The sequence below is a fragment of the Lichenifustis flavocetrariae genome (assembly GCF_026130545.1).
GTDB lineage: Bacteria > Pseudomonadota > Alphaproteobacteria > Rhizobiales > Beijerinckiaceae > Lichenihabitans > Lichenihabitans flavocetrariae.
Genome location: NZ_JAMOIM010000014.1, coordinates 86,411 through 109,893, shown reverse-complemented (window position 1 = coordinate 109,893; position 23,483 = coordinate 86,411). Strand labels below are relative to the sequence as shown.

The following is a 23,483-nucleotide window of genomic DNA, read 5'->3' as shown; positions in this document are numbered from 1 at the left end:
GCAATGGCCATCTGGGTGTTAAAACGCGACCAGTCTGAACCCTAGTCACCTGTAACTAATTGACGATGCAGCGAAGTCTGTGCTCTAAGGGTCGCTCTTCGTGCGACGTATGCTCCCTCTCCCATGTTGAAGACCAGCGTGTCCACAGATGGACAGCCTGGCATCGCGTGGGGCCGTTTTCCGGCGTTTTCTCACACCCGACGACTGAACCGTTCGGCAACTATATTTCACACCGGCCCTGGTGCCCGAGGCCGGCGCATGATCTTCTAACTGAAAGAGAAGTGGGGGGAGGTGGACCATGCTCATGGTCGTGAATGCATGGATGCTGGGCCTCGCGATCCTTCTGCACCTGATCGACATCGCGCCCGAGATCGATTTCGGAGATTAGCGAAACATCCAGAGTATCGCCTCGACGACGCGTGCTAAAAGCGCGGTGACCCATGCTGTGCTGAGAATGATCGCAGACGCGATCAAGGTGAAACCAAACAGTCGTGTTTTAAGTGCTGCAATTTGATTGAGATTGGGTCGGCGGGAGACCTTCATATTCATTCCCTCCAACAATGACCTCCCACACACGATACACGCTGAAGTTGACAAAACCTTAGCCTCCGCGCGAATGGACGCGCAAGACCTGTTTTTTCAACCCTGAGATGCGCCTGAGCGTTATGACCGATGCGAGGACGCGGCCGCGCTGCGCCTCGTCACGTGAGGCCGCACAGCGGCACAACCAGCAGGCCGAGCGATCCTGCTTCACGAGAGGGAGTCGTTGCAATCTGTGATTGCATAAGTCAGTTTGGATGGAAAACCATCGCGGTAGAGCCGGTGTAAGCATGAGATCTTCCATTGGGATCGTCATTTTGCTCATGGGCACACCCGCCTTCGCAGAGATGAAGGCGAGCGACTTTTCCGCAGCGTGCAGCAGCCCACCTGGATCAGCGGCCGACCAGCTCTGTGCGGCCTATGTCAACGGGCTCACGGCAGGCATTCTCGTCGATCAGGCGGCGCGACTTGATGGGACCCAGATCTGCCTTCCAGAGGGGATCTCAACGACAGGTGTCCGAGAGACCTTGAAAGCCTATTTGGGCGGCGACGCTAGAACCGCTCAACTTCCGGCGGCCGGCCTCATCACTGCAGCTCTTCAGGCAGCATACGGCTGCAAAAGGACCGCTCCACCTTCGCCTGTTCGGGCAAGCCTATCTCAGCCCTCCCGGTAAATTGTTTCTGGATCGGGGCATAGTCGGCCCAGGGTCTCCCGTGCCAGCACGGCCCTCCCTTATCTTTCGGATCATCTCCGCATTGCGCACGGATAGGCATCTCGCAGGCTACGGTAGACCAGCACGCCAGCCTCCACCTCCCGCTGCGCCGCATGCTCGACGACGTATTTGCAGGCAATATTCGTCAGGTGATCGGCCGGGATATCGGAGCCTTTCGGGATGCAGAACCGCTTCGGTGCTCCGAGCCGCACATTGAACGCGTCGACCGCACCGAGAATGTAGTAGCTGGCGCGAGGCTCGTGTTTGACGCACATGTCGGCGAGGATCGCGCCGGTGATCGTGTCAGCTTGGCTCGTCGAAAGACTCAGCGCCAGCAATCCAATTCCGAGCAGGGGCGCCTTCATTTCGGCAGATAGCCCTTCTCGCGAAGATGTCCTTCTACCATCGTGCGGATCATCTCAGGTCTTGTTGGCTTCGAGTCTGGCTGTTCGGCGATACAGACATCGAGTGCCGCGAGCGGGTCAGGCTGAAAGCCTACGAGAACGGGCTCGCCGCGCCCCGTTGCTGGGCGTCCCCGCGAGTTGTTGATATCCCGGCCTAACGTCATTGTTATTGGATATCATAAAAACCGGCCGACGAAAGGCCGGAACCTTTCTGGCGGATGCATGAGCGCCGGCCACCTCGATCAGCGACCATGGGCAACTGGCAGTCGTCAAGACCAAGCGCAGGATGTTCACGACCGGCCGCGCGACGATGTGGGATTGATCCGGTTTGGTCGGGGAACCATCATTCAAGCTACAAACGGCGCCAATCGGGCTTTCAGCCGTGGCGTCAACCAATTGAGGAAAACCCTGAGCTTGAGCGGCATGGGCTTTCTCTCCGTGTAGAGGATTTGGACCGGCAAGGGCTCCTTCTCGAATGCCTCCAGTATAACGACGAGTGTGCCGGCTCTCCTCTCCGCCTCCATTTTGTAAGCCATGACGCGAGCAATCCCGACGCCCAGGACAGCCGCTTGGACGGCCGCCTCCGATGTGCTCACGGTAAGTCGCGAGCGAATAGGGGTCGCGACTTCTACACCGTCTTTCACAAACTTCCAGACGCGCGGGGGGCCGACCTCGTCGACGGTGATGCAATCATGATCGGACAGGTTGTCCAGGGAAACGGGCGTCCCTCGACGGGCGAGATAGGCGGGACTCGCGCAAGCCACCACCCTGATCGAGCCGATGCGGGTCGCAACCATGCTGCTGTCCGGCAGCGGCCCAATCCGGATTCCGACGTCGATGTTGTTCTCTATCGGGCTGAGCACCCGATCGCTCAGCAGAAGACGCAAGTTGATTTCAGGATAGACGGTGAGGAACTCGGAGGCGAGCGGCAATAGGTGCAAGTGCCCGATCCCCCACGGGGAGGTCGCGGTCAGATCGCCTGTCGGCGTTCGATATTCTCCAGAGGCCTCCCGCTCCGCATCCTCGATCTGCTCGATGATGCGTTTACACGCCGCGACATAGGACCGGCCCGCCTCGGTCAGCGACATCCGACGAGAGGACCTCTGAAACAGCTCCACGTTCAGGTGAGCTTCGAGATCGGAAAGTTTGCGACTGATCGTCGGCACGGAAACACCGATCTTTTTCGATGCCGCGGACAGACTGCCCGTTTCCGCCACGTTGACGACCACAGACATTGAGTCGAGGCGGTCCATAAGGTCCGTCCTTCCAGAATGCGAAAAGGTTGTTTTCAACAATACCGCTGGTCATATGAAGGGCAATTGGTTAAATGCTACACGCTAGGTTTTTTGTAAGCATTTTATGCTTCGGCTGGCCCCGAGCGAGCCAATATAGGTCGCGTCAGCGCGGCCGATACGATCTGTATCAAATTAGAGGCTAAGAGGCAGCGTGCCCGAAATGTTTGTCGCGACGCTCAGCAACCGGTCGATGTGATCCTTTCCAACTCGTCGCGATGTCAATCTCGAAAGTAAATTGAGCCGCAATCGCTTTCGCGGCTGAAGAAAACGGCGACTAGCCACGAGCCCCGCCGAGCGAGCGGCTCGGCCATGCTCAAAGTCCGGAGGAACCGCGCGATGGGTACCATCACGACGAGAGACGGCACCGAGCTTTATTACAAGGATTGGGGGTCAGGCCAGCCAATCGTGTTCAGCCACGGCTGGCCCTTGAGCGCCGATGCGTTCGAGGACCAGATGTTCTTCCTTGCGAGCCGAGGGTTTCGCTGTATCGCCCATGACCGGCGCGGTCACGGTCGTTCCAGTCAGTCCTGGGCAGGCAATGACATGGACACCTACGCCGACGATCTCGCCACCTTGGTCGAGTCTCTCAACGTGAAGGATGCCATTCATGTCGGCCACTCAACCGGCGGCGGGGAAGTCGCCCGCTACATTGGACGTCACGGTACCAAGCGGGTCTCCAAAGCGGTCCTGATCAGTGCCGTTCCGCCCGCCATGCTAGAAAGCATAGCCAATCCTGGCGGCCTGCCGCTGGAAGCCTTCGACAAGCTTCGAACAGCCGTGCTGGCCGATCGCTCGCAGTTCTGGAAAGATTTGAGTCTGCCGTTTTACGGTTACAATCGCCCCAATGCCGTGATCTCGGCTGGCGTGCAAGACTCCTTTTGGCTGCAGGGCATGTTGGCAGGCCTGCCGGCCTCGTATTTCTGCATCAAAGCCTTTTCGGAGACCGATCTGACTGGTGATCTCCACAAGTTCGACGTTCCAACATTGGTGCTGCATGGCGATGACGACCAGATCGTTCCCATCGCGGATTCAGCCCTGCTTTCCTCCAAGATCGTCAAGGACGCCAAGCTGGTCGTCGTGAAGGACGCGCCGCATGGCATGTGCACCACCCATAAAGACCGCATCAATGCCGAACTGCTCGCCTTCATCAAAGGCTGACACTCGGTCTTTGCTCGCGCGGGTCCGGTCTCGATCCCGTGCCATTGCGTCACCCCGACCAGTTCCTGGAGCGATCATGCGACACCCGTTCCGAGCCCCGATCTTTCCATCAACGGCGGCGTCGCTGATGCTCTTGGCGGCGGCTCCCCTGGCAACGGCCCATGCCGGGGCGCCGGCCTGCAGGTCCGGTACGTCCGGGATGCCGGTGGTGCATTACCAAACGGCAAAGATCGACGGGGCCGACATATTCTACCGCGAGGCTGGCCCGTCCGGCGCACCCGTGGTCGTGCTTCTGCACGGGTTTCCGACCTCCTCGCACATGTTCCGGAATCTGATCCCGGCTCTGGCCGACTGCTACCGCGTGATCGCACCCGACTATCCGGGGTTCGGAGAAAGCGCGGCTCCCGATCATACAACCTTCGCCTATACGTTCGAGCACTATGCCGAATTGATGGATGGCCTCCTCGGGCAGGTCGGCGCGAAGAGCTATGCGATGTACGTCATGGACTATGGAGCACCGGTCGGCTATCGGCTCGCCCTCAAGCACCCCGAGCGTGTCACCGCCCTTATCGTGCAAAACGGCAACGCCTATGAGGAAGGCCTCAAGGCGTTCTGGGACCCGATCAAGGCCTATTGGGCCGATAACTCGAAGGCGCATCGGGAAGCCTTGAGTTTCCTTGTCTCACCGGAAACGACCAAGTTCCAGTACACCGACGGCGTTGCGGACGTGTCCCGGATCGACCCGGACAATTGGGCTCACGATCAGGCCCTGCTCGACCGTCCCGGCAACAAGGACATCCAGCTCGACCTCTTCCATGACTACGGAAGCAACGTTCCGCTCTATCCGCAATTCCAGGCCTTCTTCAGAGACAAGAAGCCTCCAACGCTGATCGTCTGGGGCAAGAACGACAAGATATTCCCGGCGGACGGCGCGGGACCCTACCTTCGTGATCTTCCCGATGCGGAAGTTCACATGCTCGACACCGGCCACTTCGCGCTTGAGGACAAGGCCGATGTCATGGTGCCCCTGATCCATGACTTCCTCGACCGAAAGCTTGCTCCGCAGTGAGCGGCGCGGCTCACCGCATGTCGCAAATCTGAACCGATCGGATGAGGGAAGGGATGGTCATGGCACACGGCCAGAAGATGTCGCGGCGCGGATTTTGCCTGTGCTGCCTATCGGCCCCGGCGCTCGCTGCCGGCACATGGCTCACACCCCGCCAAGCCTATGCGGAAGCGCTTGGCATTGTGGAGCAGATCAAATCCGCGGCTGTCACAACGCCGATCACCATCCACCGGCTGCGCGGCGACATCGCCGTGTTGGAAGGGTCCGGCGGCAATGTGGCAGTCCTGAGCGGCCCGGACGGCAAGGTCCTCATCGATGCCGGAATTGCAGTGTCCCGCCCGCAGGTTGCGACCGCGCTTGCGGCTCTGGGCCCGGAGCCCGTCACCCACCTGATCAACACGCATTGGCACTTCGATCACGCCAACGGCAACGAATGGTTACACGAGCTCGGCCCTAAAATCCTGGCCCATGAAAACACGCGCAAGCATCTCCTGACGATGCAGCGGGTCGACGACTGGAGTTACGATTTCCAACCGCTCTCCGCGGACGCCCTGCCAACCGATCTCTTTGCCGACGAGCGAACCCTGAGCCTCAACAACACCACCATCGCCCTCAAGTATTATGGGCCGGCCCATACCGACAGCGATATCTCGGTCTACTTCAAGGAGCCGGATGTGCTGCACACCGGTGACACGTTCTGGAACGGGATCTACCCCTTTATCGACTACTCGACCGGCGGCAGCATCGACGGTTCGATCCGAGCGGCCGATGCCGACCTAGCAATGACGACCGACAAGACCATCATCATCCCCGGCCACGGCCCGCCGGTCAGCAATCGCGCCGAACTGCAGGCGTTTCGCGACATGCTGGTCGGCGCGAGGGCCAGCGTGGCCGCCTTGAAGAGCAGCGGGCATTCTCTGGACGCAATCATTGCGGCCAAACCGACCGCCGCCTTTGACGGCAAATGGGGCAAGTTCGTCATTGGCTCGGCGCTCTTCACCAAGCTCGTCTATGAGGGCGTGTGATCGTGACGCAAGAAGACCCGTCCTGTTTCGGATCTGGAAAATCGCCGTGCCTGCAGCGCTTCAGCATATCCTCGCCACGCTGGCCGCGACCCTGATGGTCAACGGTGCAGCATCGGCGCAAACCGCGAGGGACATCCGGGGGCCGTCGCCGCTTGTCGCCATCGAGAACGAGCCCGCACCCAAGCTGATTGTCGATCCGCCGCTTCCCGAGCCGCTGGCCCTTGGTCACGTGTTCATCCAGTACCGTTCGGAGAACTTGCGGATCGTTCCGGTCTTCGGCAAGGGCGCACTCCAGGTCTCGCCACGCATCGGACACGTCCACATCACCGTCGACGATGCGCCGTGGCACTTCGTCGACGCCAGCGGTGAGACGATCATCCTCGTCGGCCTCGTCCCCGGTCCGCACCACGTGCTCGTCGAACTCGCCGATCCCACCCATCATGTGATCGACCGACAGACGGTCCGGTTTCTGGTTCCGGAACAGCCAAGTGCTCAATGAGCCGAGCGCCGCGGGCATGCACCGGACCTGCACGTCACCACCGCACTCCCGACGGAATGCAGATCGATGTCGGAGGTCTAGGTTGTCCAAAACTCCACGATCCTCAATCTTCGGCTGAATGCACCCCGGCGATGCTCTCCGTTCCAAGTGCGGCTCTGGATCTCCCGCCGCGCGTTCTCGTCCGAGACGCCGGCAACGGCGAGACGATGATCGCCTTTCACCCAATCGGAGAGATGCTCCGCGGCCTGAGAGTGTCCGACGAGTTTGCTTTACGGCTGGAACCCGCTCAAAATCTGCCCATCGATCCGGTTCTGTCTTGGGCGCCTGCTCCACCGTGGTGATCGGAATCGCGCTTCTCGAACACGGTTCTTGAGCGGCGGGCGCGGTTCCACGACCATGATAAGCGCAAGAGAGGCACCATGACCGAGATCGACGCTTACGACATTCTCATCCTCGGCGGCGGCAAAGCCGGCAAGACGCTGGCGATGGATCAGGCAAAGGCGGCAAGCGGGTCGCCGTCATCGAGGCCGGCATGATCGGTGGCTCCTGCATCAACATCGCCTGCATCCCCACCAAGGCCCTGGTCCGCAGCGCCGAGGTCGCCGAGACGGTCCGGCATGCCGGCTTCTTCGGCACTAAAGCCGGCGACCTACATGTGGACATGCACCGCGTCGCGGCGCGCACGGCCGAGGTCGTCGCGGACATGGTCGACTTCAACCGACGCGCCTTCGCGGCGAGCGGGTTCGAGTTGGTGATCGGCTGGGGCCGCTTCGTCGCCCCCCGGGTGATCGAGGTCGAGACGGCAGGAGGCATCCGACGTTTCACGGGCGAGCGCATCTACCTGAACCTCGGCACCCGCGCCGCGATCCCGCCGGTGACCGGCCTCCGCGAGGCGAGCCCCCTGACCCACGTGGAGGCCCTGAAGCTCGATGTCCTCCCCACCCATCTTATCGTGCTCGGCGGCGGCTACGTGGGCCTCGAAATGGCGCAGGCCTTCCGGCGGCTCGGCAGCGCGGTCACGCTGATCGAGCGCGGGCCGCGTCTTGTGGCACGCGAGGATGACGATATTGCAGCGGCGATCCGGGACCTCTTCGTCGCCGATGGCATCGACCTCGCCATGGGTGCCGAGATCGTCGCGGTCGAGGGACGCTCCGGCGACCACGTCACGGTGACCCTGTTCGACGGCCGAAGTCTGTCGGGGTCCCACCTTCTGGTCGCCGCTGGCCGCGAGCCGATGACACGCGATATCGGCCTGGAGGTCGCGGACGTCGACCTCGACGGGCGCGGCTTCATCAAGGTCGACGAGCGGTTGCGGACGTCGGCGCCCGACGTCTGGGCGCTGGGCGAGGTCGCGGGCAGCCCCATGTTCACCCACGTCTCGCTCGACGACTACCGCGTGGCCAAGAGCGGCATCACGGGCGGCGACCGGACCACGAAGGGGCGCCTGATCCCGTCATGCCTCTTCATCGACCCCGAGTTCGCCCGCGTCGGCCTGAGCGAGGGCGAGGCCGAGCGCTCGGGAATGTCCTATCGTGTCGCGCGACTAACGGTCGACGTGGTCCCCCGCGCCCGCACCCTTTCGAAACGGACCGGGCTCATGAAAGCCGTCGTCGCGGCGGACAGCGATCAGATCCTTGGCTTCGCGATGCTCGGAGCCCAGGCCGGCGAGGTCCTGGCGGTCGTGCAGATGGCGATGCTGGCCGGCCTGCCGTACACCGCCTTGCGCGACGGCATCCTGGCGCATCCGACCATGTCCGAGGGGCTGAACATGCTCTTCGGAACCGGCTTCAGCGCTCACCCGTGACGACAACAACGCGCACCCGCCGAGAGATGGTCGGATGCCGTCGATGCTCCATGATGCAGGCATCGTCCCTTCAGAGAAGAAGGGAAGCGGCCGCCCAGTCTTCTTGCGCCCAGCGTTTCAACATCAGCGCTTCCTCCCAGCGGTCCGACAGTTCTTCGCCGTTCACATCCGTGATGGCATAGTCACGCGGCCCGAGTTCGCAAAGGAAGATGCAATCGTCGGCGGCTTCCGCCCGCGCCTGCCACAGCGCGAAACCCCGGCGCCACCACGCCCGGAACGTGTCGATCCAGACTTGGTGTTGGGGGAAGTGGAGCGGCAGTTGCACCTGGCAGCGGTTGGCGACGCGGCCCTGAAAACTGTCGGCTCTGGTCAGGATGCGTGTGACGTAATCCTGATAAGCGGCAGTGATGGGCTGCATCATCTCGCGGTCGACGACATAATGCGAGAGATCCGCACTGAGGCGCATTTCGGGGATGAGATCGAGCAGCAGCAGCGTCGAAAACAGATCGTTGGTGATGCAGTTGCGGTGCGTCTCGAACTGCAGCGGCACACCCTCTTCAGCGGCAATCCGCAGCCACGCGCGGATCACCTCCGCCATGTCGGCCACGCCAAGCGGCATGACCTGACCGACAACGATGACGAAGGGCGATCCGATGTCCTTGGCGAGGTGGAGAGCCGGGCGCAGCTCCTCGATCGATGTCGGAAAGGCGGTGAGCAGGCCGCGCAGGCCAGTGCGGACGAAGTCCGGCACCGTGGCGCGGGCCGCCGTGAGATCCATCGCCCCGAGGTCGACCGCCATGCCGTCGAAGCCCGCGTCGCGGACACGATCGAAGCGTTCGGGGATGGGACGCTCGGGGGTTCCCGGACGGCGGAGCTCGGTGGCCCAGAGAGATTGATAGACGCGAAGGCTCACGTCCCTTCTCCCGTGTGAACGGGAGAAGGTGGCCTTGCGAAGCAAGGTCGGATGAGGGAGTTCCCGGCGCCGCGTTGCCCCTCATCCGTCACGGCTTTGCCGCGCCACCTTCTCCCGCGTAGCGGGAGAAGGAAGGCATCAGTGGTCACGCCCGCACCCGAGGTGCGACGGGCTCCAGATCCGTGTCGTCGCTGATCCAGATCTTGTCGTCGGAATAATCGGCCTCCGTCCGGCCGTTCCAGAAGGCCTTCACCACGGCCCATTGAAAGCCGAGATAGGTCATGGCTTGGGGCTTGCGGCCCTTCTCGACGAAGATCGTCTTGTGCAGTTCCGGCAGCTTGTAGCAGGGCACGCCCGGGAAGGCGTGATGGGCGGTATGGTACTGCATGTTCCACGCCATCCAGCGCATCACGGCATTGGTGCGGGTCGAGCGGGTGTTCTCGGTGATCGTGTCGACATGCGGCAGGCCGAGATGCTCAATCGTGTTCTGCAATTGATGCACGGGTTTCAGCGCCAGCATCGGCAGAAGCCAGAGCTGCAGGGCCAACCAGCTTCCCGTGAGGACCGACACGAACGCGATGAGGGCATAGCCGGCCAGGTGCCAGCGCGCCTCGCGGATCACCTCCGGCTTGCGGCTCTCAGGGATGTAGGGCTCGCTGACGATGCCGAATGAAAACCGCAGGATGCGGCGGGCGCGTGTGTACCAATAGGTCGGGCCGAGCACCCAGAGGAGATAGGAGGTGAGCGAGTAGCGGTCCCGCGCGAGTTCGCCATCGCCCTCCCAGTCCTGCGTGTAGCGGTGGTGGGCGAAATGCTGGATCTGGTCGAAGTCGCGCGGGTAGAACAGGACGAAGCCGAACAATCGCCCGAAAATCTCGTTGAGCTTCTTGGTTTTGAATACGGTCCAGTGGCTCATCTCGTGCTGGCCGGCGTAGAGGAAGTTGAGGAGCGTGCCGTGCACCACGAAGACCGGCACGGCCCACCAGCTTCCCCAGGTGTAGATCAGCGCGGCGCCGGACAGCGCGATCGCGCCCAGATGGCTTCCGAGCTGCACGAAGCCGGCGGCATCCGATTTGGCGCTTAGGTCCTTGAGACGCGCCGGCGTGATCATATCGCGGCGGCCGAACACTTCATCCATGGTCAGATCCTCAGGCAGTTTCGGGGCGCTGCAAGGCCATGCGGCCCAGAAGCACCAAGGTTGTGATGACGATCAGCACGACCGACAGGGCGGCGATGGCGGGATCGATATTGTCGTGCACGCCCATCCACATGAGACGGGGGAGCGTCACAGCGTTGACGCTGGTGATGAACAGCGTCACGCCGATCTCCTCCCAGGACAGGACGAAGACCATGAGGGCCGCGCTCAGCACGCCGAACCGGATGTTGGGCAGAATGATCCGGAAGGCGCGCTGCAGGACGCTCGCCCCGAGCCCGCGCGCCGCGAGGTCGATGCGGCGATCGACTTGGGCCAGCGCCACGAAGATCAACACCACCGCGAACGGCACCGTCATCACCACATGGGCCAGGGTGACGCCGAGCCAAGTGTCGTATCCGACCAGGGAGGAGACCTGCGACAGACCGGTGAGCAGGAAATAGAGCGTCATGGCAGAGACGACCGGCGGGACGATCATGGGCAGCAGCACGAAGCCGACCAGCACGGCCGCAAAGCGCGGCTGGTACATCCATACGCCGAGGGCGAACGCAAGGGCGAGCCCCGTCGCGATCACGCTCGTGACGAGCCCGATTCTTAGGCTCAGCAGGATGCCGGCGATCCAATCCGGATTGTCGATGAGGTCGCGGTAGTGGAGGAGCGACCATGTGCCGTTCGGCATGGTGAGGAAACGGGCGGGCGTGAAGGAGATCGGCACCACGGCCAAGAGCGGCAGCAGGAGAAACAGCGCCACGCCGGTCGCAAGGGTCAGGGCCGCGGGCCCGGGGCGCTGAAGCGTCATCGCGCGCTTCCCATGAGGGCCGGCCGCGCGAAGCGGAACAGAGCGGCCATCAACCCCATCACGACAACGACCAGCATGACGCTGACCGCCGCGCCAAGCCCCCAATCCGGGCTCTGAAACATGCGCAGATAGACGAGTTCGGCCATCATGATGCTGCGGCCGCCGCCCAAAATGGCGGGCGTCACGAAGAAGCCGAGCGTGAACACGAAGACGATCAAGGCCGCGCCAATCACGCCTGGCGCCGTCATCGGCAGGAAGACGGACCAGAAGATCCGCAGGCGCGATGCGCCGAGCCCTCGCGCGGCGAGCAGCACCCGTTCGTCGACGGCCCGCATGGCGGAGGCCAGCGGAAACACCGCGAAGGGGATCAGCACATGCGTCATGCCGGCCACCACGCTCGCCTCGTTGCGGACCATGCTGAGCGGACTGTCGATGAGGCCCGCGGCCTGCAGCCAAGTGTTGATGAGGCCGCGGTTGGAAAGCAGGGCGAGCCACCCGAAGGCGCGGGTGAGTACCGAGATCCAGAACGGCACCAGGATGCAGAGTTCCGCGACCCGCTGCTGCCACCGTGTTCCCCGCACCCAGACATAGGCGATCGCGTAGGCGGCCGCGACCGACAGCGCCGTCACGGTCGCGCAGATCCGGACCGTGCGCACCAGCACCGAGAGCACGAGCGGATCGCCGACGAGCTTCTCGTATTGCCCAAGGCCGAGCGTCGGCATCGTCACGCTCCATCGCGCGATGCCAAGGAAGGGGATCACGTAGACGAGCAGCAGCAATACCGGCAGCGGGGCGGTGAACAGGATCTGGGTCAGCTGTGGTGTGCGCAGTCGCATGGAACGGCTTCGTGCAAGAGGTCTTCGCCCGCGCCGGCGGGAGAAGAGACGTCGATTGTCAGCCCGAGATGATCTTGGTGTAGGTGTCGAGCGCCGCGCCGTAATTGTCGGCGTACCAGGGCATGTCGAGTGGGATCTGGACCTTCATGTTGGCGGGGTCGACCGGATTGTATTTCTTCTGATCGGCCGGGATCAGCGCGTCGGTCGCGGGATTGGCCGGCCCCTGGCCCAGCATGTCGAACATGATGAGCTGCTTTTGCGGATCGGACGTGCTGGCGATGAATTTCATCGCGGCGTCCTTGCCGCCCGGATTGTTCTTGATCACGGCCAGCGACCCCGGCGAGATAAGGCCCTGGTCCCAGATGAACTTGACCTGGCCGCCCGGATCCTTGTCGAGCAGCGACGCCCGGGTCGACCAGATGAGGCCCATGGAGGCATCGCCGCTCAACATCACCTGCTGGCTTTCAGCGCCGCCGCCCCAGTAGGAGACGACATTGTCCTTGAAGGCCGCGATCTTGTCATGCGCGCGCTTGAGGTCCAACGGGTAGAGCTTTTCGGGTGCGACACCGTCGGCCAGCAGGGCCGCTTCCCACATGCCGGTGCCCCATTTGTAGAGCGACCTCTTGCCCGGAAATGTCTTGGTGTCGAAGAAATCCGCCATGCTCTTTGGCGGGTTCTTGCCGAATTTCTGTGCGTCATAAGCGATGATGTAGGAGAAGAAATAGGTCGATGCCGCATAGTCCCAGGCAAAGCCCGGCCGCATCTTCGACTTGTCGACGATCGCATAGTCGATGGGTTCGATCATGCCTTGCTTGCCGAGCGAGATGGCCGAGAACGGGTCGGCGTCGACGAGGTCCCAGGTCGGTTTTCCGCTCTTGAATTGCGCCGTCATGGCCCCCTCGGTGGGGCCCGTGCCGTCTTCCTTCACGGTGATGCCGGTCGCCTTCTCGAAGGCCTGGCCGTAAGCCTTGTCGTAGGCCTTCAGAGCGTCGCCGCCCCAATTGACCAGCACCAATTGCTTGTCGGCCGCCCGTGCCCCGCCGGCCTGAAGCGCCAAGGGGCCTCCGCCCAGGACCATGGCGGCGAGTTGCGTGAAGCGGCGGCGGCTCAACGCGCCCCGCTCCACTTGGTCGGCGAGGAGTTCGAGGCAGTCTTTCTGGAAAGCGTCGTTCACGCACGTGCTCCTTGGGTTCAATGCGGTTCGGGAAGAAGAAAGCCCTTGTCGGCCGGCCATGTGACCCACAGATCCGGCCCCTTGGACAGGGCGGCGGCGGCGGCCTCCATGGGCAAGGTGACACTCAGCCGGGTCCCGCCCGAGGTGGCAAGGGCAAGCCGCATGGCGGCGCCGAGATAGGTAGTCCCGGTCACGCAAGCCGCCACGCCGTTGTGGTCTCCCCGTCGGGTGGCGCAAACCGACATATGTTCCGGCCGGATCGCGAGCGTACCGGTCGCCGCCGCATGGTCCTGACTTGGGGCTTTGATCGCATGTCCCTCGAACAGACCGCTCGTGCCGGCCGCGCAATGGCCGACACGCTCGATCGGTAGGAGATTGATCTCGCCGAGAAACTCCGCGACGAAACGGCTTTCGGGCCGCTCGTAGATCGCCTGCGGGGTCGCGATCTGCAGCAACTCCCCGTGGTTGAAGATCGCCACGCGCGACGACAGCGAGAGCGCCTCGCTCTGATCATGGGTGACGAACACGAAGGTCGTGCCGAACTCGCCGTGCAGGCGCTTCACTTCGTCCTGCATGCGCCCGCGCAAATGCTTGTCGAGCGCCGAGAACGGCTCGTCGAGCAGCAGAACCGGCGGCTCGAAGATCAGCGCCCGGGCGAGCGCCACGCGTTGCTGCTGCCCCCCGGAAAGTTTCGCGGGCCGCTTCTTCTCGTGACCGACGAGACCGACGCGCGCGATCATCGCATCGACGCGCTTGGCGATCTCCTCGCGCGGAACTCCCCTGACCTGGAGCGGAAAGGCGACGTTCTGTTCCACGCTCATGTGCGGGAACAACGCATAGCCCTGGAACACCATGCCAAAGGAACGCGCCTCGGCCGACCGTGTGGTGATGTCGGTCTCCTCGCTCGTCAGCCGCCCGACTGTCGGTTTCTCGAAACCAGCCAAGATCATGAGAAACGTGGTCTTACCGGAGCCGGACGGCCCCAGCAGGGTCAGGAATTCGCCGGGTGCGATGTCGAGCGAGATATTGTCGAGCGCCCGGAACGACCCGAAGGCCTTGCCGATCCCCTCCGCCTTCAATCCGACAGCCCGCGTCGTCACTCCGTCCCGCTCCCAGTCCTCGATCAGATGTTACTGGCGTGGTTCGCTCACGACAAACGAAGATCGTTCAAGGGTTGCGGCAATTTCTTTCACGGCACTGCCGAATTCTGTGGCGCAACTGCCGGTTTTCTAAGCTGGACGGAGCACCGGAGCGGTCTGGGCCAGCCGCGATTTCAGCCAATCCGAGAGGGCGTGAATGGCGGGATTGGCGCTGCGGCGGTCTTCGGCGACGAAATAGTAAGCCCGGTTCGACCGGATCGCCAGATCGAAGGGGCGGACGAGGCGGCCCGTGTCGAGCGCCTGGCGGCAGGTCAGCTCATCCCCCATGGCAATTCCTTGCGCGGCACTTGCGGCGGCCAGAACCAGGTTCATGTCGGAAAAGACGACGCCCTGTTCGAGATTGCCCGGCGCGAGACCGGCGGCCGCGAACCAGCGGACCCAGTCGTCGTGATCGTTGAGGTGCAGCAGCAGGGCGCGGAAGACGTCCCGCGGCTCGGCGAGGCCGCCGATCTGGTTCAGGAGCACAGGGCTGCAGAGCGGGGTGAATTCGACGGCACTGAGCAGTTCCACCGAACAACGTGGCCAATTTCCATCGCCATAGGCGATGAAGGCATCGACCTCCGGGGCGTTGACATCGTCGAGTCGGGCCGGTGTGACGATGCGCAGGGCCACGTCGGGGTACAATTGCTTGAACTCCGCCACATGAGTGCAGAGCCAGAAGGAGGCGAAGCCCGGCGTGCAGCTCAAGGTCAGTGCGCCCCGGATGCCCTTTTCACCATATTGCACCGCCGCGTCACCGAGCAGCGTGAGCGCCTTGCGGACATCCACCGCGTAGCGGCGCCCCTGCGGCGTCAACGTCGCGCCCTTGCCGGCGCGTTTGAGGACGTCGAAGCCGAGATCCTGTTCGAGCAGCCGCAATTGATGGCTTACGGCGCTGCGGGTGAGGTTCAGTTCCTCGGCAGCCCGCCACACGCTGCCGTGGCGGGCAAAGGCCTCGAGGGCGCGCAGGGCCTGGGTGGAGGGAAGGCGCAAGGAAGGCTAACTGGGGCCGGAAGGGTGTATTCCTTCACGCGTCATGCAGAGTCGCGGGCCGATGGAAGGATGCTGGATCTTGTGCAAGGATCGCCCGGTCTCCAACTGTTTGCCACACGAGTGTAGCGGCTCTGTGGTCGATGAGAAGCGCTTCGAAAGAGCTGTGACGTCCACGAAAACGACGGCTGGCGCAGCGCGGCGAGTCGTGAGAGACGTGACCTCAGCCGGGAGACCGCATGAAGCGCGTGCCTTTTTCTGAATCCGTCACTGGGGTTGGCGGCACCCATCCCGATGCCGGCAAGCCGCTGTCGTCCTTCCGGCGCATCACGATCGTCTGCAACGACTGCGGCGAGGCCACTGTGCTCGACGAGCCGCAACTGGCCGACCTCACGGCCGTGCCGACCTTTGGCGATCTCGGCCGGCTCGCTTTCTGTCGCGCCTGCCGCGACAGCGGCGCCACGGGTCCGGCCAATGTCGAATTGCGAAGCGAGACGGCCCGAACCGTACCGCCCGAAGAGCCGGCCTGGTCGTCGAAGGAGGTGTTCGGCGACGACCGCTCCGATCCGTTTCCGACCCTGCCGCGACGTCCGATGTTCGGCCGCTGAGACACCAGCCTCGACTGTTCGTGAGACCGAGGATCTCGGCTGGCCGTCGGTAAAATATAGCCGACCCGCTCATCTCAGATCGAATGCGACGTCGGCCGCTTAGCTGCGGTCGCATCTGACCAAGCCGCGGCCATCCATCCGCTCACACTTCTCCGTGCATAATCATAAAGGGAGAAGCGCAAATGAGTGGCAATCGTGGCGTCGTCTACATCGGACCCGGCAAGGTCGAGGTCCAGGATATTGCCGATCCGAAACTGCAAAGTCCCGACGGCAGGCGCATCGAGCACGCCGTCATCCTGAAGGTCGTGTCGACCAACATCTGCGGCTCCGACCAGCACATGGTCCGAGGTCGGACCACCGCACCCGCCGGACTCGTGCTCGGTCACGAGATTACCGGCGAGGTGATCGAAAAGGGGCTTGATGTCGAGATGCTCGACGTCGGCGATCTCGTGTCGGTGCCCTTCAATGTGGCATGTGGGCGCTGCCGGACTTGCAAGGACGGCGACACGGGTGTCTGCCTTCACGTCAACCATGCCCGTCCGGGTGGTGCCTACGGCTATGTCGATATGGGCGGTTGGATCGGCGGCCAAGCCCGTTACGTGATGGTGCCCTATGCCGACTTCAACTTGCTGAAGTTCCCCGACCGCGATCGGGCCATGGCGAAGATCCGCGATCTGACGATGCTGAGCGATATCCTTCCAACCGGCTTTCATGGCGCCGTCAAAGCCGGCGTCGGCGTTGGTTCGACCGTCTACGTGGCGGGGGCCGGACCCGTGGGGCTGGCGGCTGCGGCCTCCGCAAGGCTGCTGGGGGCGGCGGTCGTCATGATCGGCGATTTCAATGCCGAGCGCCTCGCCCACGCGAAGTCGGTCGGCTTCGAGCCGATCGATCTCGGCCGGCACGACAAGCTCGGGGAACTCGTGGCCGCAGTGGTCGGCGTGCCCGAGGTCGATGCCGCGATCGATGCTGTGGGATTCGAAGCGCGCGGGCATGCTGGCGGCGAGCAGCCAGCGGTTGTCCTGAACCAGATGATGGAGGTCACCCGGGCCGGCGGCGCGGTCGGCATTCCGGGCCTCTATGTGACCGCCGATCCGGGCGCTGCCGAACAGGCTGCCAAACAGGGCAGTCTCAGCCTGCGTTTCGGCCTCGGCTGGTCCAAGGCGCTGTCGTTCCACACCGGGCAGACCCCGGTGGTGCGCTACAATCGCCAGCTCATGAATGCGTTGCTGTACGATCGGTTGCCGATTGCCAAAATCGTCAACGCCCAGGTCATTTCGCTCGACGAAGCCCCAAGAGGTTACGAGGATTTCGACAAGGGTGCGGCTGCCAAATACGTGCTCGACCCGCACGGTCTCGTGGCGAAGGCCGCCTAAGGAGCCGCGCGCGCTTCCGCCGCAAGGCGACGGTCTGACCGGGGCTCTCCGGGCGTATACAACGGGGATCGCCCTCGAAGGGCGGTTCACCGCAAGGATATCAATGACCGACGACGTGGCCGGCAGGCGAAAGGTTCTGGAGCTGATCGAGGGGATGGACTACGCCCTCTTCATCACGCGAGGCCGGGACGGTGCGCCGCTGCATGCGCGCCCGATGGCCTATCGTTCTGTGGAGGGCGACGGCGATCTCTGGTTTTTTACGAAAAAAGACTCGCGCAAGGTCAAGGAGGTCGAGACGGATCCGCAGATCCTCGTGAGCTTCGCCGACCCGAAACAGCAGCATTTCGTCTCGATCAACGGCAGGGCCGAAATCGTGGCGGACCGCGCCACCGTCACAAAGAACTGGAGCGAGATCTACCGCGCCTGGTTCCCTGGCGGGCCGAGCGATGAGAATGTCGTCATGATCCGGGTGCATGCGGAGCGGGCCGAATATTGGGACACGCCGACAAGCGCGCTTGTCTATGCGTTCGGTTACCTTAAGGCGGTCGCTACCGGCCAGCCGGCACGGGCAGGCGAGATCGGCACGGTCGACCTCGCCTGATGCGAAACTGCCGGGATCGATGAGGATTTCCAGCTTTCTGCCCGAACCCGACCGTCCGACGCGGGTTGTCCCCCATATGGACGAAGTAATGGGCGGCGCCCCTCGAAACAGGTCCGGATTGGGCGTGTCGCGCCGCAGGCAGGATGGGATGTGGCCTGCACGAACCGCGGTACCACCGGTATCGTGTCTCAGGGCCTAGGGCGACGGGTTCCCTCATGCCGGAGCCTTCGTTTTACCTCACCTCAAGGAGCCTCGCCATGCAGCGCAAAGACATCGATGAGGTTGGATTCGCCATTCTGGAAACCGAGCTTGCGGAAAAGCAGATCCTCCCGGGCGACATCATTGCCGTGATCGGCCGGCACGATCAGCACGGTCAGGTCATTCTGATCCAAGCGGGTGGGCTCTACCTCGCGCTGGCCGACGACACGAGCGGCATCGTCGGCTATAACGAGCCGATCGAGAGTGACGCCTCCTAACTCTCACGCCACCGTCAGCGCGCGGCGGATCCAGCGACGGGACCAGCCAGGTCCGGACACGATATCGGGGTGCCGACAAGCGGGACATCGACATTGGACCGGGCCGCCCAATCTTCGATCGGCCGACCCGTGATCCGCTGCACGTAGTCGTGTGTTTCCGGCGCCAGCGTGCGGCGGCCCTTCAGCCATCCCGTGACGCGCGCCGGGCCGCCATTGTAGGCCGCCGCCGCAAGCCCGAGATTGCCGAAGCGCCGCGTGAGGTCCCGGAGGAGGGCGGCCGAAGTCGCGATCGCGCGCTCGGGATCGAAGGGATCGTTGAGCCCGCGTTCCTGGGCGGTTTCGGGCATGAATTGCGCGATGCCGAGGGCACCGGCCGGACTGACCACCTGGGTGCGGAAACTGCTTTCCTGCCACAACAATCGCGCCAGGAATCCGGATGGGAGGTGTTCCTTGGCCGCGATCGCTTCGATCTGCCGGCACAGGGCGCCCTTCGGCTGCGGTCCTGGACGGCTGGGTTCTCCAGTCTCGCCCGCAACTTCGACGGGTAGCGGCCCGTTGAGCGGCCGGGGCGTGAACGACAATTTGATGCGGCCCGTTGCGATCAGGGGGGCCGCGGTCGCGTCTCCGCCGACGCCAGCCATCACGATCCCCATCCATTGCGGCCGGAACTGCGCAAAAGCCCCGGCCCCAAGCGGCCAGGGCATGCAGGGGCCGAACGCCCGGTAGCAGGTGGCCCGGTTTCGGTAAGCACGTGTGTGCGCCACATAGTCGGCGCGCGCCATCGCGAAGGCGCGGCGGCAGGTCGCGACATCGTAGGCTTTGGCCTTCTCGCAGGCGATTTCGGTCGCGAACGGGCGTCCCGGCAGCGCGAGGGCAGGGTGCCCGAGCAGAAGCAGAGCCACCGCGACGAAGAGCTGCCGAAAACCCGCTCGGCCCCTTATGACCATCACATTGCGCCTATTCGTCGCGCGGATGACGCTCGGCATCGAGCTCGTCGGTAGGCTCGCCTTTCGGCCCGATCGATTGGATGGTGGCGTGCCGGAGCTTGTCCTCCCCGCGCAGGTGCCGGACCCGCGCCACGAGGCCCTCGCTCACCCAGGAAGCGCGGCGCTTGGCGAGAGCACCGCCGAGGCGCGCCCGTGGCGTGCCTAGTTTCTCGACGCGCGACCAGAAGCGATCCCTCTCTTTCGGCTTCAGCGTCACGACGGCATCCCCGACATAGCTCGGATGCTTGCCGAGTGTCGCGAGAAGCGCCACCGGATGGCCGGCGGCCGAACGCTCGATGCCCAATATGCCGTAATCGGCGATCGTGAAACTCTTGATCTTCAGCCACGCCTTGCTGCGGCCGCCGATGTAGCGGCTGTCCGCGAGTTTGGAGACGATGCCTTCCAGTCCATGGCTGTCGGCGGCGCGGAAAAAGGCCGGGCCTTGGCCCAGATGCTCAGGGCTGAAGAGAATACGGGGCGAGGATGTCGCCTCCAGCAAGTCCTTCAGGTGCCGGCGGCGCTCTCTCAGCGGCAAGGTCCGCAGATCATGCCCGTCGAGCTCCAACAGGTCGAAAGCGAACAGGACGAGACGGTCGGGTGCCGAAGTGATCGCACGGCGCAATGCCTTGAAGCTCGTGAGCCCCGCCTCGCTCTGGACACACAATTCACCATCGAGGATCGCCGAGCGACATTGCAGGTCGCGTCCCGCCTCGACAACAGGCCCATATTTCGCGGTCCAGTCGTGTCCGTTGCGCGTATAGGCATGGACCACACGCTCCTGCACGGCGAGTTGCGTCCGGTAACCGTCGAACTTGATCTCATGCACCCATTCATCCCCCTCGGGCGGATGCGTGACGAGGGTCGGCAGCATGGGCGCGACATAGCCCGCATGCGGGAGGACGGGGCGAGGCATGCCGTACTGGGTTCCAGGCGGAAAACTCCAGCAGCATGGGCGCGAGGCCTCAAGGAACCGTGAAGCCGCGGCATTGTCCGGAGCGGCGGACGGAACCTAACCGCGCGACCGGTGTTCAAACGGAATTCGGAGTGCCGCCATGCAAGCTCACGATGATCTCGACACCGTCCTGCAGAAAATCCGTGAACTCGCGGAGACAGCGAGCAACCAAGCTGGGGTGCCACCCGCTGTAACAACGATCCTCAGCGAGATCGCGACCTTGGCTCGCGTGCGCTTTGACGACACGCCTGAACCAAGCGATCTTCCCTCCACCGAAAATCAAAGTCTGTGACGATCGCTGTCGTGAATCACAGGGGCGTCGAGCCGACGCCCCTGCAAAATTGACGATCAGGCCGCCAGCGCCGGGTAGTCGGTATAGCCCTCTGGTCCCGACGCGTAGAAGGTCGCCGGCTGGGGTTCGTTCAGGGCCGCGTCTTTCTTGAAGCGTGCCGGCAGGTCGGGGTTGGCGATGAAGGACTTCCCAAACGCAACCGCATCCGCGTCGCCGGCATCGAGAGCCGCCTGAGCGGCAGCCTTGCTGATATTCTCGTTGACGATGTAGACGCCGCCGAAAATTTTCTTGAGTTGCGGCCCGAGCCGATCCTCGCCCAGATGCTCACGGGCGCAGATGAAGGCGATCTTTCGCTTCCCGAGTTCTCGGGCCACGTAGCCGAAGGTTTCGAGCGGCGTCGAGTCGCCCATGTCATGCGCGTCCCGCCGGGGCGCGAGATGCATGCCGACGCGCCCCGCGCCCCAGACGTCGATACAGGCATCCGCCACTTCGAGCATCAGCCGGGCCCGATTTTCAATCGAGCCGCCGTAGGAATCGGTACGCTGGTTGGTCTTGTCTTGAAGGAACTGGTCGAGCAGGTAGCCGTTTGCACCGTGAACCTCGACGCCGTCGAAGCCCGCGGCCTTGGCGTTGGCGGCGCCGCGCCGATAGTTCTCCACGACGCGGACGAGCTCGGAGGTTTCCAGCGCACGAGGTGTTTCGAAGGCCTTCATGGGTCGCAGAAGGCTGACATGGCCGGCGGCCGCGATGGCGCTGGGTGCCACCGGCTTCTCGCCGCCGAGGTAGACCGGATCCGAGATGCGTCCGACATGCCAGAGCTGGAGGGCGATGCGGCCACCCGCGCGATGAACACGATCGGTGACGCGCTTCCATCCCTCCACCTGCGCCTCGGACCAGATGCCGGGCGTGTCGGGATAGCCGACGCCTTCCGGGGTCACGCTCGTGGCTTCCGAGAGAATGAGGCCGGCGGACGCCCGCTGTTCGTAATAGCTGGCCATGAGGTCGTTCGGAATACGTCCGCCGGCACGACAACGGGTCAACGGAGCCATCACGATCCGGTTGGGCAGGTGGAAATCACCCGCAATCAGGGGATCGAAGAGATCTGGCATTACAGCGTGCCTTTCAAGGTAAGTTCGATATTTTACCTTAAAAGGGCTCTGCTGCACTGCGTCAAGGGTTCGCTGCCGCCGGCCAGGAACTCTAGCTTCCTGGCGTCTTTGCTCCCCGCCAGGCCCGCTCGAAGGGCAGACGCCACGCGTGGGGGGCGACGAGCTGGTGGATGGATTTCGGTCCCCAGGAGCCGGGTTGGTAGAGGCGGACGGGCGGCGGCGACTCGAGCAACGGCACCGAGACTTCCCAGAGCCGCTCGATGCCGTCGGCGGTGGTGAACAGCGTATGATCCCCCCGCATCGCGTCCAAGATCAGGCGCTCGTAGGCTTCGAGCACATCGCCGATCAGGCCCGTGTCGTTCATGGCGAATTGCAGGCTCAGCTTGTCGAGCCGCATGCCGGGGCCGGGCCGCTTGCCGTAGAAGGACAGCGACATCTTCGAGGCATCGGCGAGATCGAATGTGAGATGGTCGGGCCCTTGAGCGCCGACGCCCGAGCCCGCCGGAAACATGCTCTTCGGCGGCTCACGGAACGCGATCGAGATGATGCGCTGCCCTTCGGCGAGCCGCTTGCCGGTGCGCAGGAAGAACGGGACGCCGGCCCATCGCCAATTGTCGATCCAGCACTTCAACGCGATGAAGGTTTCGGTTTCCGACTCCGGATCGACGCCCTCTTCCGACCGATACCCGACATACTGGCCCCGCACGACATTTGCCGGGTCGATCGGCAGCATGGACCGGAACACCTTGTTCTTTTCCTCGCTGATCGGCGCGGGTTCGAGGGAGGTCGGCGGCTCCATGGCCATGAAGCCAAGGATCTGGAACAGATGTGTCACCACCATGTCGCGGTAGGCGCCTGTCGCCTCGTAGAAGCGTGATCGCTGATTGAGGCCCAGCGTCTCCGGCACGTCGATCTGCACGTGATCGATGAAGTTGCGGTTCCAGATCGGTTCGAAGAGGCCATTCGCGAAGCGAAACGCAAGAATGTTCTGCGCCGGCTCCTTGCCGAGAAAATGATCGATGCGGAAGATCCGGTCTTCTGAAAATACCTCGTGCAGCTTTTCGTTGAGCGTCACGGCGCTCGCGAGGTCCGTCCCGAAGGGTTTCTCCATGATGATGCGGGCGCCGTCGGCGATCCCGGCCTCGGCGAGGAGGCGGACGGCCGGGAGTGCTGCTTCCGGTGGAACACTGAGATAGTGGATGACCCGGCTCTCGCCGGAAAACGAAGCGCGCGCCTGATCGACGGCTGCTCTGAGGGCCGCGGCACCGGCGCCCAGCGGCACGTAGTCGAGGCTCTCGGCAAACGCAGCCCACTCGGCCTCGGTGGCTTTTCGCGCCGAGAACTGGTCGAGAGCGCCGCGTGCCAAGGTCCGAAAGGCTTCGACATCGTGCTGGTCGAGCGAGACGCCGATGATGCGGCAGCCGGGAATGAAGCCGGAGCGGGAGAGGTGGAACAGTCCAGGCAGAAGCTTGCGCCGGGCCAGGTCGCCGGTGGCTCCCACGAGAACGACGACCTGTGGATAGCCCGGCCCAACCCCACGGGCCGACTTCTTCAAACGCATGTCCTGCATGATGAAAC

Annotated in this window: 24 protein-coding genes and 2 pseudogenes; 12 read left to right on the top strand and 14 right to left on the bottom strand. The window is 63.5% G+C overall.

What is annotated here, in order from left to right; translation table 11 throughout:
* Positions 1–797 precede the first annotated feature (797 nt).
* On the top strand, positions 798–1,214 hold the full coding sequence (locus M8523_RS36790) for a Rap1a/Tai family immunity protein (protein WP_428350919.1): 417 nt from the start codon (positions 798–800) through the stop codon (positions 1,212–1,214).
* A gap of 71 nt (positions 1,215–1,285) precedes the next feature.
* Here the strand turns inward: M8523_RS36790 and M8523_RS19945 are convergent, their stop codons facing one another.
* Complete coding sequence (locus M8523_RS19945) at positions 1,286–1,618, bottom strand: Rap1a/Tai family immunity protein (RefSeq protein WP_282586653.1); 333 nt, start codon at positions 1,616–1,618, stop codon at positions 1,286–1,288.
* Between the two features lie 386 nt (positions 1,619–2,004).
* Positions 2,005–2,910 (bottom strand): LysR family transcriptional regulator, encoded by a 906-nt coding sequence (locus tag M8523_RS19940; protein ID WP_282586652.1) that lies wholly within the window; start codon positions 2,908–2,910, stop codon positions 2,005–2,007.
* 378 nt (positions 2,911–3,288) lie between these two features.
* Between M8523_RS19940 and M8523_RS19935 the strand changes: the two genes are divergently transcribed.
* From M8523_RS19935 to M8523_RS19915, 6 genes are all read left to right on the top strand, one after another.
* Positions 3,289–4,110 carry an alpha/beta fold hydrolase gene (locus M8523_RS19935; protein ID WP_282586651.1) on the top strand — a complete coding sequence of 274 codons (822 nt, stop codon included), beginning with the start codon at positions 3,289–3,291 and terminating at the stop codon, positions 4,108–4,110.
* Between the two features lie 76 nt (positions 4,111–4,186).
* Complete coding sequence (locus M8523_RS19930) at positions 4,187–5,179, top strand: alpha/beta fold hydrolase (RefSeq protein WP_282586650.1); 993 nt, start codon at positions 4,187–4,189, stop codon at positions 5,177–5,179.
* Between the two features lie 59 nt (positions 5,180–5,238).
* Positions 5,239–6,201: an MBL fold metallo-hydrolase gene (locus M8523_RS19925; RefSeq protein WP_282586649.1), complete on the top strand. Its 963-nt coding sequence runs from the start codon at positions 5,239–5,241 to the stop codon at positions 6,199–6,201.
* 46 nt (positions 6,202–6,247) lie between these two features.
* On the top strand, positions 6,248–6,700 hold the full coding sequence (locus M8523_RS19920) for a DUF6130 family protein (RefSeq protein ID WP_428350915.1): 453 nt from the start codon (positions 6,248–6,250) through the stop codon (positions 6,698–6,700).
* A complete protein-coding gene (locus M8523_RS37090; RefSeq protein WP_510182672.1) occupies positions 6,697–7,041 on the top strand; it encodes a DUF302 domain-containing protein in 345 nt (114 codons plus the stop codon). Before M8523_RS19920 ends, M8523_RS37090 begins: the two co-directional genes overlap by 4 nt.
* A 191-nt stretch (positions 7,042–7,232) precedes the next feature.
* Positions 7,233–8,504: a dihydrolipoyl dehydrogenase family protein gene (locus M8523_RS19915; protein WP_345894270.1), complete on the top strand. Its 1,272-nt coding sequence runs from the start codon at positions 7,233–7,235 to the stop codon at positions 8,502–8,504.
* Positions 8,505–8,574: 70 nt separating this feature from the next.
* On the opposite strand, the gene M8523_RS19910 is transcribed toward M8523_RS19915, so the two are convergent.
* From M8523_RS19910 to M8523_RS19880, 7 genes are all read right to left on the bottom strand, one after another.
* Complete coding sequence (locus tag M8523_RS19910; RefSeq protein ID WP_282586648.1) at positions 8,575–9,417, bottom strand: sugar phosphate isomerase/epimerase family protein; 843 nt, start codon at positions 9,415–9,417, stop codon at positions 8,575–8,577.
* Between the two features lie 145 nt (positions 9,418–9,562).
* Positions 9,563–10,555, bottom strand: coding sequence for a fatty acid desaturase (locus M8523_RS19905; protein ID WP_282586647.1), 993 nt, complete (start codon positions 10,553–10,555; stop codon positions 9,563–9,565).
* 10 nt (positions 10,556–10,565) lie between these two features.
* Positions 10,566–11,369 carry an ABC transporter permease gene (locus tag M8523_RS19900; RefSeq protein ID WP_282586646.1) on the bottom strand — a complete coding sequence of 268 codons (804 nt, stop codon included), beginning with the start codon at positions 11,367–11,369 and terminating at the stop codon, positions 10,566–10,568.
* Positions 11,366–12,205, bottom strand: coding sequence for an ABC transporter permease (locus tag M8523_RS19895; RefSeq protein ID WP_282586645.1), 840 nt, complete (start codon positions 12,203–12,205; stop codon positions 11,366–11,368). The genes M8523_RS19900 and M8523_RS19895 overlap by 4 nt, the downstream gene beginning before the upstream one ends.
* A gap of 58 nt (positions 12,206–12,263) precedes the next feature.
* Positions 12,264–13,379 (bottom strand): ABC transporter substrate-binding protein, encoded by a 1,116-nt coding sequence (locus M8523_RS19890; protein ID WP_282586644.1) that lies wholly within the window; start codon positions 13,377–13,379, stop codon positions 12,264–12,266.
* Positions 13,380–13,396: 17 nt separating this feature from the next.
* Positions 13,397–14,479, bottom strand: a complete 1,083-nt coding sequence (locus M8523_RS19885; protein ID WP_282586643.1) for an ABC transporter ATP-binding protein — start codon at positions 14,477–14,479, stop codon at positions 13,397–13,399.
* A gap of 129 nt (positions 14,480–14,608) precedes the next feature.
* Positions 14,609–15,511 carry a LysR substrate-binding domain-containing protein gene (locus M8523_RS19880; protein WP_282586642.1) on the bottom strand — a complete coding sequence of 301 codons (903 nt, stop codon included), beginning with the start codon at positions 15,509–15,511 and terminating at the stop codon, positions 14,609–14,611.
* 236 nt (positions 15,512–15,747) lie between these two features.
* On the opposite strand from M8523_RS19880, the gene M8523_RS19875 reads away from it, so the two are divergent.
* The 4 genes from M8523_RS19875 to M8523_RS19860 all read left to right on the top strand — a co-directional run bounded on the left by M8523_RS19875 (position 15,748) and on the right by M8523_RS19860 (position 18,566).
* Positions 15,748–16,116, top strand: coding sequence for a hypothetical protein (locus M8523_RS19875; RefSeq protein ID WP_282586641.1), 369 nt, complete (start codon positions 15,748–15,750; stop codon positions 16,114–16,116).
* A gap of 182 nt (positions 16,117–16,298) precedes the next feature.
* The gene (gene fdhA / locus M8523_RS19870; RefSeq protein WP_282586640.1) at positions 16,299–17,489 is read left to right on the top strand and encodes a formaldehyde dehydrogenase, glutathione-independent; all 1,191 of its coding nucleotides are present in this window, start codon (positions 16,299–16,301) and stop codon (positions 17,487–17,489) included.
* A gap of 103 nt (positions 17,490–17,592) precedes the next feature.
* Positions 17,593–18,090 carry a pyridoxamine 5'-phosphate oxidase family protein gene (locus M8523_RS19865; RefSeq protein ID WP_282586639.1) on the top strand — a complete coding sequence of 166 codons (498 nt, stop codon included), beginning with the start codon at positions 17,593–17,595 and terminating at the stop codon, positions 18,088–18,090.
* Between the two features lie 257 nt (positions 18,091–18,347).
* On the top strand, positions 18,348–18,566 hold the full coding sequence (locus M8523_RS19860; protein WP_282586638.1) for a hypothetical protein: 219 nt from the start codon (positions 18,348–18,350) through the stop codon (positions 18,564–18,566).
* Between the two features lie 86 nt (positions 18,567–18,652).
* Here M8523_RS19860 and M8523_RS19855 read toward each other — a convergent pair.
* From M8523_RS19855 to M8523_RS19845, 3 genes and pseudogenes are all read right to left on the bottom strand, one after another.
* Positions 18,653–19,207 (bottom strand): annotated as a pseudogene (locus tag M8523_RS19855) (lytic transglycosylase domain-containing protein); the annotation flags it as partial.
* A pseudogene (locus M8523_RS19850) lies at positions 19,205–19,513 on the bottom strand (DUF1190 domain-containing protein); the annotation flags it as partial. The pseudogenes M8523_RS19855 and M8523_RS19850, both read right to left, overlap by 3 nt.
* 10 nt (positions 19,514–19,523) lie before the next feature.
* Positions 19,524–20,465 (bottom strand): ATP-dependent DNA ligase, encoded by a 942-nt coding sequence (locus M8523_RS19845; protein WP_282586637.1) that lies wholly within the window; start codon positions 20,463–20,465, stop codon positions 19,524–19,526.
* 139 nt (positions 20,466–20,604) lie between these two features.
* On the opposite strand from M8523_RS19845, the gene M8523_RS19840 reads away from it, so the two are divergent.
* Positions 20,605–20,796: a hypothetical protein gene (locus tag M8523_RS19840; RefSeq protein ID WP_282586636.1), complete on the top strand. Its 192-nt coding sequence runs from the start codon at positions 20,605–20,607 to the stop codon at positions 20,794–20,796.
* 56 nt (positions 20,797–20,852) lie between these two features.
* Here M8523_RS19840 and M8523_RS19835 read toward each other — a convergent pair whose 3' ends face one another.
* Both M8523_RS19835 and zwf read right to left on the bottom strand, forming a co-directional pair.
* Positions 20,853–21,905 (bottom strand): alkene reductase, encoded by a 1,053-nt coding sequence (locus M8523_RS19835; protein WP_282586635.1) that lies wholly within the window; start codon positions 21,903–21,905, stop codon positions 20,853–20,855.
* Between the two features lie 91 nt (positions 21,906–21,996).
* The gene (gene zwf, locus M8523_RS19830) at positions 21,997–23,466 is read right to left on the bottom strand and encodes a glucose-6-phosphate dehydrogenase (protein ID WP_428350943.1); all 1,470 of its coding nucleotides are present in this window, start codon (positions 23,464–23,466) and stop codon (positions 21,997–21,999) included.
* Positions 23,467–23,483: the final 17 nt, after the last annotated feature.

What these genes read in the sequence shown, in the direction of transcription:
- M8523_RS19940 (WP_282586652.1), bottom strand. Translation starts at nt 2,910, where the DNA reads ATGGACCGCCTCGACTCAATGTCTGTGGTCGTCAACGTGGCGGAAACG.
- M8523_RS19945 (WP_282586653.1), bottom strand. Translation starts at nt 1,618, where the DNA reads ATGAAGGCGCCCCTGCTCGGAATTGGATTGCTGGCGCTGAGTCTTTCG.
- M8523_RS19835 (WP_282586635.1), bottom strand. Translation starts at nt 21,905, where the DNA reads ATGCCAGATCTCTTCGATCCCCTGATTGCGGGTGATTTCCACCTGCCC.
- zwf (WP_428350943.1), bottom strand. Translation starts at nt 23,466, where the DNA reads ATGCGTTTGAAGAAGTCGGCCCGTGGGGTTGGGCCGGGCTATCCACAG.
- M8523_RS19895 (WP_282586645.1), bottom strand. Translation starts at nt 12,205, where the DNA reads ATGCGACTGCGCACACCACAGCTGACCCAGATCCTGTTCACCGCCCCG.
- M8523_RS19840 (WP_282586636.1), top strand. Translation starts at nt 20,605, where the DNA reads ATGCAAGCTCACGATGATCTCGACACCGTCCTGCAGAAAATCCGTGAA.
- fdhA (WP_282586640.1), top strand. Translation starts at nt 16,299, where the DNA reads ATGAGTGGCAATCGTGGCGTCGTCTACATCGGACCCGGCAAGGTCGAG.
- M8523_RS19860 (WP_282586638.1), top strand. Translation starts at nt 18,348, where the DNA reads ATGCAGCGCAAAGACATCGATGAGGTTGGATTCGCCATTCTGGAAACC.
- M8523_RS19905 (WP_282586647.1), bottom strand. Translation starts at nt 10,555, where the DNA reads ATGGATGAAGTGTTCGGCCGCCGCGATATGATCACGCCGGCGCGTCTC.
- M8523_RS36790 (WP_428350919.1), top strand. Translation starts at nt 798, where the DNA reads ATGGAAAACCATCGCGGTAGAGCCGGTGTAAGCATGAGATCTTCCATT.
- M8523_RS19900 (WP_282586646.1), bottom strand. Translation starts at nt 11,369, where the DNA reads ATGACGCTTCAGCGCCCCGGGCCCGCGGCCCTGACCCTTGCGACCGGC.
- M8523_RS19865 (WP_282586639.1), top strand. Translation starts at nt 17,593, where the DNA reads ATGACCGACGACGTGGCCGGCAGGCGAAAGGTTCTGGAGCTGATCGAG.
- M8523_RS37090 (WP_510182672.1), top strand. Translation starts at nt 6,697, where the DNA reads ATGAGCCGAGCGCCGCGGGCATGCACCGGACCTGCACGTCACCACCGC.
- M8523_RS19875 (WP_282586641.1), top strand. Translation starts at nt 15,748, where the DNA reads ATGAAGCGCGTGCCTTTTTCTGAATCCGTCACTGGGGTTGGCGGCACC.
- M8523_RS19845 (WP_282586637.1), bottom strand. Translation starts at nt 20,465, where the DNA reads ATGCCTCGCCCCGTCCTCCCGCATGCGGGCTATGTCGCGCCCATGCTG.
- M8523_RS19935 (WP_282586651.1), top strand. Translation starts at nt 3,289, where the DNA reads ATGGGTACCATCACGACGAGAGACGGCACCGAGCTTTATTACAAGGAT.
- M8523_RS19915 (WP_345894270.1), top strand. Translation starts at nt 7,233, where the DNA reads ATGATCGGTGGCTCCTGCATCAACATCGCCTGCATCCCCACCAAGGCC.
- M8523_RS19925 (WP_282586649.1), top strand. Translation starts at nt 5,239, where the DNA reads ATGGCACACGGCCAGAAGATGTCGCGGCGCGGATTTTGCCTGTGCTGC.
- M8523_RS19930 (WP_282586650.1), top strand. Translation starts at nt 4,187, where the DNA reads ATGCGACACCCGTTCCGAGCCCCGATCTTTCCATCAACGGCGGCGTCG.